General features: G+C 71.5%; 10 protein-coding genes. 4 read left to right on the forward strand and 6 right to left on the reverse strand.

Annotated features, from left to right (window positions below):
- The 3 genes from QH270_RS03610 to QH270_RS03620 all read right to left on the reverse strand — a co-directional run.
- On the reverse strand, window positions 1-226 hold a 226-nt coding region (locus QH270_RS03610), incomplete at its 3' end, for an SAM-dependent methyltransferase (protein WP_280338884.1).
- A 71-nt stretch (window positions 227-297) separates the two neighbouring features.
- Window positions 298-1,935 carry a hypothetical protein gene (locus tag QH270_RS03615; protein ID WP_280338885.1) on the reverse strand — a complete coding sequence of 546 codons (1,638 nt, stop codon included), beginning with the start codon at window positions 1,933-1,935 and terminating at the stop codon, window positions 298-300.
- On the reverse strand, window positions 1,932-2,261 hold the full coding sequence (locus QH270_RS03620; RefSeq protein WP_110035588.1) for a type VII secretion target: 330 nt from the start codon (window positions 2,259-2,261) through the stop codon (window positions 1,932-1,934). Before QH270_RS03620 ends, QH270_RS03615 begins: the two co-directional genes overlap by 4 nt.
- Window positions 2,262-2,452: 191 nt before the next feature.
- On the opposite strand from QH270_RS03620, the gene QH270_RS03625 reads away from it, so the two are divergent.
- Window positions 2,453-3,424, forward strand: a complete 972-nt coding sequence (locus QH270_RS03625; RefSeq protein ID WP_280338886.1) for an NAD-dependent epimerase/dehydratase family protein — start codon at window positions 2,453-2,455, stop codon at window positions 3,422-3,424.
- A gap of 10 nt (window positions 3,425-3,434) precedes the next feature.
- Here QH270_RS03625 and QH270_RS03630 read toward each other — a convergent pair whose 3' ends face one another.
- Window positions 3,435-4,274, reverse strand: a complete 840-nt coding sequence (locus tag QH270_RS03630) for an SGNH/GDSL hydrolase family protein (RefSeq protein ID WP_280338887.1) — start codon at window positions 4,272-4,274, stop codon at window positions 3,435-3,437.
- 386 nt (window positions 4,275-4,660) lie between these two features.
- Between QH270_RS03630 and QH270_RS03635 the strand changes: the two genes are divergently transcribed.
- Window positions 4,661-4,909: a hypothetical protein gene (locus tag QH270_RS03635; protein WP_280338888.1), complete on the forward strand. Its 249-nt coding sequence runs from the start codon at window positions 4,661-4,663 to the stop codon at window positions 4,907-4,909.
- Window positions 4,910-4,940: 31 nt separating this feature from the next.
- A complete protein-coding gene (locus tag QH270_RS03640; protein WP_280338889.1) occupies window positions 4,941-5,954 on the forward strand; it encodes an Rv2578c family radical SAM protein in 1,014 nt (337 codons plus the stop codon).
- A 41-nt stretch (window positions 5,955-5,995) separates the two neighbouring features.
- Here QH270_RS03640 and QH270_RS03645 read toward each other — a convergent pair whose 3' ends face one another.
- Together QH270_RS03645 and hisS are read right to left on the reverse strand one after the other, a co-directional pair.
- Window positions 5,996-6,631 (reverse strand): hypothetical protein, encoded by a 636-nt coding sequence (locus QH270_RS03645; protein ID WP_280338890.1) that lies wholly within the window; start codon window positions 6,629-6,631, stop codon window positions 5,996-5,998.
- A gap of 174 nt (window positions 6,632-6,805) precedes the next feature.
- Window positions 6,806-8,080 carry a histidine--tRNA ligase gene (gene hisS, locus QH270_RS03650; protein WP_280338892.1) on the reverse strand — a complete coding sequence of 425 codons (1,275 nt, stop codon included), beginning with the start codon at window positions 8,078-8,080 and terminating at the stop codon, window positions 6,806-6,808.
- Between the two features lie 85 nt (window positions 8,081-8,165).
- Here hisS and QH270_RS03655 point away from each other — a divergent pair, with 85 nt between their 5' ends.
- A complete protein-coding gene (locus tag QH270_RS03655) occupies window positions 8,166-9,059 on the forward strand; it encodes a peptidylprolyl isomerase (protein ID WP_280338891.1) in 894 nt (297 codons plus the stop codon).
- The last annotated feature ends 142 nt before the right edge of the window (window positions 9,060-9,201 follow it).

Genomic DNA, 9,201 nt, shown 5'->3' on the forward strand with positions numbered 1-9,201 from the left:
GGTCCGCGTCGATCAGTGCCCAGCTCATGGCGGTGAGCAGCGGGGCGAGCGCTTTCGCCGGGACCGTCGCGTGGTGGTCGCCGATGCTGCTGACCACCGCGAAGATCGAGACCGCGCGGATGAGGAACTGCCGCGACTGCACGGCCATGGTGGAGATCTCGGGATCGACGGCCAGGCCGGCGTCCCCGGCGACCTTGTCGATCTCGTAGTGGTCCTTCCCGCCCATCCACCCCCCCCCCCCCCCCCCCCGCCCCCCCCGCGCGCGGGGGGGCCCGCCGGCCCCCGCGCCGTGTTCGCTCAGAACCGGTCTTCGTCGGCGTCGCGTTCGTCCTCGTGGACCGCGCCGATGACCTCGGGCGTGGATTCGCCGAGGGGGCCGGTGAGGTCGTCGTTGCCGGTGCGGCTCTGGTACGGCTGCACGGTGCGGCCGTGTTCGTCGTCGTTGTTGCGCTGACCGCCCGCGCCAGCGCCGCCACCCATGAAGCCCGAACCGCTGGTGCCGGTGCCCGTCGTGGTGCCGAGGCCGGTACCGGTGCCGAGACCCGCGGTCATCACCCGGCCGCCGGGCACGGTCGCGCCGGGCACAGCGGTGGTGGCCTTGGGCGTGCCGGTGCTCGGAGTGCCGCCGCCGGTGCTGCCCCCCGAGCCGCCGCGCGCGGTGCCGAGCGCGCCGAGCGCGGCACCGCTGCCGCCACCGGAACCGCCCGTGCCGCCCGTACCGAGTCCGGCCGCCGAGGTCGAGCCCGGCGTGGTGGTGGGCGAACCCGTGCTGGCCGCGGCGGCGGTGGTGTCGTCGCCGGTGCCGGTGAGCGCGCTCTCGGCCTGGGTGAGCAGCGGTTCGCCGATGTTCTCCGACACCGCGGACAACGCTTCCTCCGGCGAGGGGAGGCCGCTCTGCGCCGCGAGCTGGGACACCGCGCCGTTGAGCTGGGCGGTGTGCCCGGCCAGCTGCCCGCGGGTGGTGTTGACGACCGTGACCGCCGACCCGAGGTGCTCGGTGGCCAGGCCGATGAGCGTGGCCTGGGTGGGCGGCAGCATGATCGTCGGCGCGAGCGCGGTGGCCTGCGCGGCGAAGGTGGTGGCGATCGCCGAGAGCTGCGCGTTGCCCGACTGGACCACGGCGGCGGCCTGCTCGGTGAGGGCGGCGATGTCGAAGCCGCGCTGACTGGTCTCCTGGCCCTCCACCTGCGCCTGCTGGCTGGCGGTGGTCGCCGCGTCGGCGGACTCGCCCTCCCACAGCTGCTGCACCGTCTTCAGCCCGCCCTGGGCCACGGTCATCGCCGATTCGATCAGCGAGGACGACTGGCTCAGGATGCTGGTGGGGTCGAGCGAGCCGAACACACCGGTGCCGAAACTGTTGAGCAGCTGCAGGATCGGGTCGAACAGCGAGTCGATTCCCGGTAGTGCGGGGATCGAGATCCCGTTCATCAGCGCGGCGACCGGGTCCTCGGTCATGGTGGTCGCGGCGGCCGAGTTCGCGGCGCCGCCGGAGGTGCCGGTGCCGCCGGTCGACGCGCCGGTGAAGGCGCTCTTGGCCTGATCGAACGCGGTCTGCGCGGCGGCCAGCGCTGGTCCCGCGGCCTGACCGAAGGCGGTCTGGGCGCCGCTCAGCGCCGCCGACGCGTCGGCGGAGACGCCGGAGAGGATGTCCTGGGCATCGACGTCGCCGGTGCCGAGACCGGACAGCCCCGACAGCCCCGCCGGCGAGACAGCCGCCTGCTGGGTCTCCTCGGTGATCTTCTGCGCGAGGGTGAAGACCGGATCCTCGGCGGTGGCCACGTCCTCGGGCAGCTGCATCAGCGGCACGTCGAGGATGGCCTGCTCGGTGTAGTCGACGGGAACCGCGCCCAGCGCCGACTGCGTCGCGGCGTCGGCGGTGGCCATGGCGGTGTCGGGCGTGATCACGCCCGAATCGCCGGTGCTCAGCGGCTTCATGCCGCGCCTCCGATCCCGGCGGCCTGGCGGGCGAGATCGGCGGCGTTGGCCACGTCGGTCGCGTCGAACTGCACCGACGAGGTGAACGCCGCGTCGGACAGCTTGGAGAACTTCGCGGACAGGTCGTTGATGTCCTTGGCCTGCAGGGCCTGCGCGACCGCGAACATCGCCAGGTAGTCGGCGCCGATGAGCCCGAACACCGGGGTCATCGCGGCGACATTGGCCGCCGCGTCGTTGATGCCCGCCGCGGCGATATCCCCCGCCACTGCGGCATTCGTCCCCGCGAACGCGGCGACGGCATCGGTCTGCACCGAGAGATCGGTCATGCGAATCCCCCAACTCGTCGTGAAAAGGCTGCTCTGAGACCGCGATCGGAGGCCGCGAAACTCCCGACGCGGCCGCCCGAGGGCGCAGTGCGCCAAATATAGCCGAATACCCCGACCCGGATCGACCCGTGCCGCCTCCGATCTGCGGGATTCACTTTCAAAACTAGAACATGTTCTATATCCTCGGCGGAATGAAGGTCGCAGTGACCGGCGCAGCCGGCTACCTCGGTTCCAACCTGATCCCGCAGCTCCTCGAGCGAGGCCACGAAGTGGTGGCCATCGACCGTGCCGCGCCGACCGTGTCCGATCCCGCCGTCACCTGGGTCTCCGGTGACGTGCTCGATCCGGCGTCGATGCGCACGGCCCTGGCGGGCGCCGAGGTCGTCTACCACCTGGTCGCGTTGATCACGCTCGCGGAGAAGAACGATCTGGCGTGGCGGGTCAACACCGAAGGGGTGCGGGTCACCGCGGAGGCGGCGCTCGAGGTCGGGGTGCGCCGCTTCGTGCACACCAGCTCCATCCACGCGTTCGACCAGTACCGGGCGTCGCACATCGACGAGACCACCGTCCGCTCAGCGGATCCGGGCCTGCCGGTGTACGACCGGTCCAAGTGGGCGGGCGAGCAGGAGCTGCGCACGGTGATCGAGCGCGGCCTGGACGCGGTGATCGTCAACCCGACCGGCGTCTACGGTCCGGTCGACCATCCCGACCGGCTCTCGCGCCTCAACAGCGTCACCGCCGAGGCGATGCGCGGCCGGACGCCGGTGATGATCGGCGGCGGCTTCGACCTGGTGGACGTGCGCGATGTCGCACACGGCCTGATCCTGGCGGGCGAGAAGGGCCGCACCGGCGAGAACTACCTGCTCGGCGGCCATATGACCACGCTGCTCGACCTGTGCAGGATGGCCGCGGCGCGCACCGGCGCCAAGGGACCGCGCTTCGCGATTCCGGCCAAGGCCCTCGGCGCGGTCCTGCCGATCGTGGAGCCGATCGGCAAGCGCTTCGGGTCCGACATCCTGTCCAAGGCCGCGCTCGGCGCCATCCTGTCGGCCCCGATCGTCGACCACGGCAAGGCCGAGCGCGAACTCGGCTACCGCCCGCGCCCCACCGCCGACACCGTCGCCGACCTGGTCGATTTCCTGCGCGCCCCGCGCACCGCTTGATCACCGACCCCTACGCCGCGGCCGTCACCGCCGCGCGGACGATCTCCGCGGTCGCCCGCTGTCCCGCGGCGTTGGGGTGCACCGGCGTGGCGTTGGGCTCGCCGGGAACCAGCGGTTCGATCCACCGCGTGCCTGGGTCTCGGCACGCGTCGTGGCCGATGCTCGGGGTGTAGATGTCGAGGTAGCTCGCGCCGTTGGCTTCGGCCTGGCGCCGCAGGGCGGCGTTGAGCTCGCGCTGCACGCCCCGCGCGTAGGCGAGGTCGCCGGTACTCAGGGGAATCCGCGGATAGCAGCGGCCGGATTCCGGGAGTACTGCCGGATACCCGAGGACATGGACGCGCGCGTTCGGCGCGCGCTCCGCCACCTCGGCGATGGCGGCGCCCATCGCGGGTTCGTAGGCGGCGATGTCGTCGGTGAACCGCGACCCCCACGCGTCACGGCACGGCGCGCCGACATCGGCGGCGTTCCCGAGATTCAGCGCGACGCACGACAGCACCATGGTCTGGAACAGATTCCCGTCGTTGCCGCCGAGCTGATAGGTGACGATCCCCGTCCGCGCCGACAAGGCGTCGAATTGTGGTGGCTGATCGGCGTATTGAGCGGTGCGCAGGTGCGCGGTGGCCGCCGACGCACAGCTGACATCGTCCAGCTCCCACCCCGTCGCCGCGGCCAAATGATGCGGATAGTTCGCCGCCGACCGCGTACACAGCGGCGGGCTACCGGGAACGGGATCGAGCAGACCGGGCGCGGCGGTATAGGAGTCTCCGAGCGCGACATAGCTCACCCCGGGTACCGAATCGGCACCGGGAAACAACAGCCCGAGCGCGAGTTGCGCAACGGCCGCGGCCACCACCGGCCTTCTCATCGTGCACGCTCACCGAGACACCGCCGAGCCGAATGGCCCGCCACCTGCGATTCTACGCGCGCACCAGGCTTCGCGGCCGACCTGCATGCCAGGATCTAGGCCATGCGTCCACAGCTGACCGCCGAAGCCGTTGTCGAGGGGTGGAAGGCACGACTGGTCGCGCTCGCGGCCACCCCGGAGTACGTCTTCGTCGACACTCCACAGGAATTGATCGACCGGCATCGTGCCCGTCTCGTCACCTTCGAAGGCTGTACCAGCGCCGAGCTCGAGACGATCGAGGCACGGGTGGGCGGACGGTTTCCCGAGGTGTTCCGCCAGTATCTGCTGACGCCGCCGTCGTACTCACCCATCAGGGCTACACGTTCGACTATGTGCGCGCGATCGGCGGGTTCGACCAGCCGGTCATGCGATGGTCCGACTCCGAGCCGCACCTCGACGCCCAGTGCTCCCCCTCGTTCACCCACTATGTCGAGGCGCATCTACGCCTGATGGAGCACAACAACCGCACCACCCGCGAACGAGGCGGCCACTACCGCACCCTCTTCCCCGGTGGCGGTGAACGAGAAGTCCATCCGGCGCTCAATTCCGGCGACCGCCCACTCGACGGCCGACAGGCTTGACATCTTTTCGAACACATGTTCGACTCGGGGAGTGCGGTGGCAAGCGCAGGCCCTGGATGTCGAGGACGGCGCCCTGCCCGGGTTGACCCGGGCGGGGCTGGTTCGTTCCGTCCGCACGCCCGAGTTCGACGGTGTCACCTTCCACGAGGTGCTGTGCAAGAGCGCGCTGAACAAGATGCCGGAGAGTTCGTCGCTGCCGTTCCGCTGGACGATCAATCCGATGCGCGGGTGCACGCACGCCTGCCGGTACTGCTTCGCCCGGAGCAGCCACGAGTACCTCGATCTGGACGCGGGCCGGGACTTCGACTCCCAGATCGTGGTGAAGACCAATGTCGCCGCGGTCCTGCGCCGCGAACTCGCCCGCCGGTCCTGGCGGCGCGAGGCGGTCGCCCTCGGCACCAACACCGACCCGTATCAACGGGCCGAGGGCCGATACCGGTTGATGCCGGGCATCATTCGCGCCCTCACCGACGCGGACACGCCCTTCTCGATCCTCACCAAGGGGCCGCTGCTGCGCCGCGATCTGCCGCTGCTCACCGAGGCGGCCCGGCGGGTGGAGGTCAGTGTCGCCGTCTCGATCGCGATCCTCGACATGGACCTGCACCGTGGCCTCGAACCGGGAACGCCCGCGCCACGCGCGCGCCTGGACCTGGTGCGTGCCCTCGCCGACGCCGGTTTCGCGGTCCATGTGATGGTGGCGCCGGTGATCCCCTGCCTGACCGACAGCAAGGCCCACCTGGACGCCCTGTTCGCCGCGATCGCCGAGGCGGGGGCCACCAGCGCGGTCGCCTTCCCCATGCATCTGCGCGGCAGCACCCGCGACTGGTTCCTCGGCTGGCTCGGCACCGAACACCCCGCCCTGATGCGCCGCTACCGCCAGCTCTACGGCCGCGGCGCCAACGTCACCCCGGCCTACGCCACCTGGTTACGGGAGCGCGTGAATCCCCTGCTGGACGCCTACGATCTGCGCCGCCCCCAGGGCCGCACGACACCGGCGACGCCGACACCCGCCCCGGCCGACCCTCAACTCGCCCTGTTCGGATGAGTTCAGGGCACCGCACCCCGACGACGACCGCACGGTCCCACTCACACGAGCGCGGCGACCTCTGAGTCGGTGAGCACCACCGGGGACACGGCGTCCTTCTCCCGCACCAGGCGCACACCGCGATACAGCGGCCGTTCGCCCAGGGCCGCGTCTCGGGCCTCGGCCCGCAACTGCTGCACCAGCACCTCCGAGACCGACACGGCGGCGGCCAGTTCGCTCGCGGCCAGCGCGTCGGCGAGCGTGCGCAGCCCGAGCAGGTGCAATTCGCGACCGCTCCCGGCGTCGGTGTACATGGCGAGCGGGATCAGCTGGATCTCGGCGCCAGCGGTCACCTTCAGCACGATCCGGCTCAGCCTGCCGGGGAACACCAGCAGTTGCACACCGGTCGCGTCGGCGAGGTCGACGCGTCGCTCACCGAACAGCCGGTGCGCGCGGATCACGGTGCCGCTCAACCACATCCGCCGACGGCGGAACGCGACGACATAGCCGATGGTCGGCACGGCGACGACCAGTCCGAGGACGATCGCGTACGGCCAGCTCAGCCACACCGCCGACACCAGCGTCACCACGATGCCCGCACCGAGCGCGGCCAGCGCGAGCCCGCGCAACATCGGCGCGAACACCTCCGGCGCCACCAGGTCGATGCCGACCGGTTGCGCCGCGGACTTCCCGTCCACCCTGTCCCTCTCCACCCCGTCCCGGGCCCGCCCGGCCCCCGGGGGGGGGGGGGGGAGACCCCCCCCCCGCCCCCCGGGCCAGGGGGGCCCGCGGCGGGGGCGCCCCCCCCCCCCCCCCCCCGCCCCCCCCCGCCCCCCGCGGCGTACTTTCCCCGCCCCCGCGAACCGCCGGGCTCAGTGTCCGAGCGCGGTGCGCAGCACCCCGACGACCTCACCGAGCGGCACCTGGCGCTGCTCGCCGGTGCCCATCTCCTTGACCCCGATCGCGTGCTCCTCGAGATCGCGGTCGCCGAGCACCAGCGTGTACTTCGCGCCGGACCGGTCGGCGCCCTTCATGGCGCCCTTCATCCCGCGTCCGCCGTAGGCCAGGTCGACGCTGATGCCCGCGCCACGCAGGTCCCCGGCGAGCGCGACCAGTCGCGCCTTGGCGGCGTCGCCGAGGGCGATGCCGTAGACCTGGCAGCGCGCCGGGTCGGCGGCCGTCTTGCCCTCGGCCGCCAGCGCCAGCACCGTGCGGTCGACGCCGATGCCGAAGCCGATGCCCGACAGCGGCTGCCCGCCGAGTTCGGCCATCAGCCCGTCGTAGCGGCCTCCGCCGCCGATACCGGACTGCGCGCCGAGCTGGTCGTGCACGAATTCGAAGGTGGTCTTGGTGTAGTAGTCCAGGCCGCGGACCATGCGCGGGTTCACCACGTACGGCACGCCGAGCGCGTCGAGGTGCGCGAGCACCTGCTCGAAGTGGGTCTTGGCCGACTCGGAGAGGTGGTCGATCATCAGCGGCGCGTTCGCGGTGAGCTCGCGAACCTCGGGCCGCTTGTCGTCGAGCACGCGCAGCGGGTTGATCTGAGCGCGGCGGCGGGTCTCCTCGTCGAGCGGCAGGCCGAACAGGAACTCCTGCAGCAGCTCGCGGTACTGCGGCCGGCAGGTCTCGTCGCCGAGCGAGGTGATCTCGAGCCGGAAACCGTCCAGGCCGAGGCCGCGGAAACCGGCGTCGGCCACCGCGATGACCTCGGCGTCGAGCGCGGGATCGTCGACACCGATCGCCTCGATGCCCACCTGCTGCAACTGCCGGTAACGGCCCGCCTGCGGACGCTCGTAGCGGAAGAACGGTCCGGCGTAGCAGAGCTTGAGCGGCAGCTGGCCGCTCTTGTCGAGCCCGTGCTGGATGACCGCGCGCATCACGCCCGCGGTACCTTCGGGCCGCAGGGTGAAGCTCTCGCCGTTGCGGTCGGCGAAGGTCCACATCTCCTTGCTCACCACGTCGGTCGATTCGCCGACACCCCGGGCGAACAGGGCGGTCTGTTCGAAGATCGGCAGCTCGATATGTCCGTACCCGGCCAGTCGGGCGGCGCCGATCAAGCCGTCGCGCACGGCGACGAACTCGGCCGATCCGGGCGGCACGTAATCCGGGACCCCCTTCGGGGCGGTGAAGCTGCTGGTCTTGGTCACGATCATCCAGTTTTCCCCACGGGCGCCCCCGGAGTCCAACCGGTTACCCTCTAGACGAATTCGACGACACGGGAGGAACGCGGTAGTGCCGAGCAATGAACAGCGACGGGCGGCGGCCAAGCGCAAGCTGGAGCGTCAGCTGGTACGACGGGCCGAGCAGGAGAAGAAGCGCAAGCGCCTCATGATCGCGGGCTCGGTCCTCGGTGTCATCGTGGTCGCGGCCGCCGTGACCGGCGTGTACTTCCTCACCAAGAGCGAGGACGAGAGCACGGCCGCCGAATCGTCGTCGCAGGTGCCGACGACCACGTTCGTCAACACCCCGCTCGACCTCCCCGGCCCGCCGCCCCCGGCCGCCAAGCCCGCCACCGTCGACTGCGCCTATCCGGCGAGCACCGAGCCCGCCGCGAAGCCGGTCAACGCGCCGGCCACGACCTCGGTCGCGACCGACGGTCCCGAGGTCAAGGTCGCGATCGACTCCACCCAGGGGCCGATCGGGCTGACGCTCAACAGCGCCCAGGCGCCGTGCACGGTCAACTCGCTGGTGAGCCTGGCCGGCCAGGGCTACTTCGACAAGACCAGCTGCCACCGCATCGTGGCCAGCCCCGGCTTCGGCATCCTGCAGTGCGGTGACCCGCAGGCCAGCGGCATGGGCGGCCCGGGCTACACCTTCGACAACGAGTACCCGACCGACGTGTTCCCCGCGGGCGATCCGGCGCTCGAGCAGCCGGTGAACTACAAGCGCGGCCTGGTCGCGATGGCCAACGCGGGCACCTCGCCCGAGGGCAAGGGCACCAACGGCAGCCAGTTCTTCCTGGTCTTCGGTGACACCCAGCTGCCCCCGAACTACACGATCTTCGGCACCATCGACGAGGCGGGCCTGGCGACGCTGGACAAGGTCGCCGGCGCGGGCGTGAAGGGTGGCGCCGAGGACGGCGCACCCGCCATGCCGATTTCGTTCAACACGGTCAAGGTGGCCTGAGACCGCCCACAGACCCCGGACGGGGGGGGGGGGGCCCGCGCCCGGGCCCCCGCCGGGGGGTGGGGGGGGTGGGGGTGGGGGGGTGGGTGGATGGGTGCTACGCGGACCGCAGCACTGGGGGGGGCGGGGGGGGGGGCGGGAG

The sequence above is a fragment of the Nocardia neocaledoniensis genome, assembly GCF_029868625.1.
Taxonomy (GTDB): Bacteria; Actinomycetota; Actinomycetes; order Mycobacteriales; family Mycobacteriaceae; genus Nocardia; species Nocardia neocaledoniensis_A.

Excerpts from the sequence above, each read along its gene's own strand:
- QH270_RS03620 (WP_110035588.1), bottom strand. The coding sequence starts at position 2,261 with ATGACCGATCTCTCGGTGCAGACCGATGCCGTCGCCGCGTTCGCGGGG.
- QH270_RS03615 (WP_280338885.1), bottom strand. The coding sequence starts at position 1,935 with ATGAAGCCGCTGAGCACCGGCGATTCGGGCGTGATCACGCCCGACACC.
- QH270_RS03625 (WP_280338886.1), top strand. The coding sequence starts at position 2,453 with ATGAAGGTCGCAGTGACCGGCGCAGCCGGCTACCTCGGTTCCAACCTG.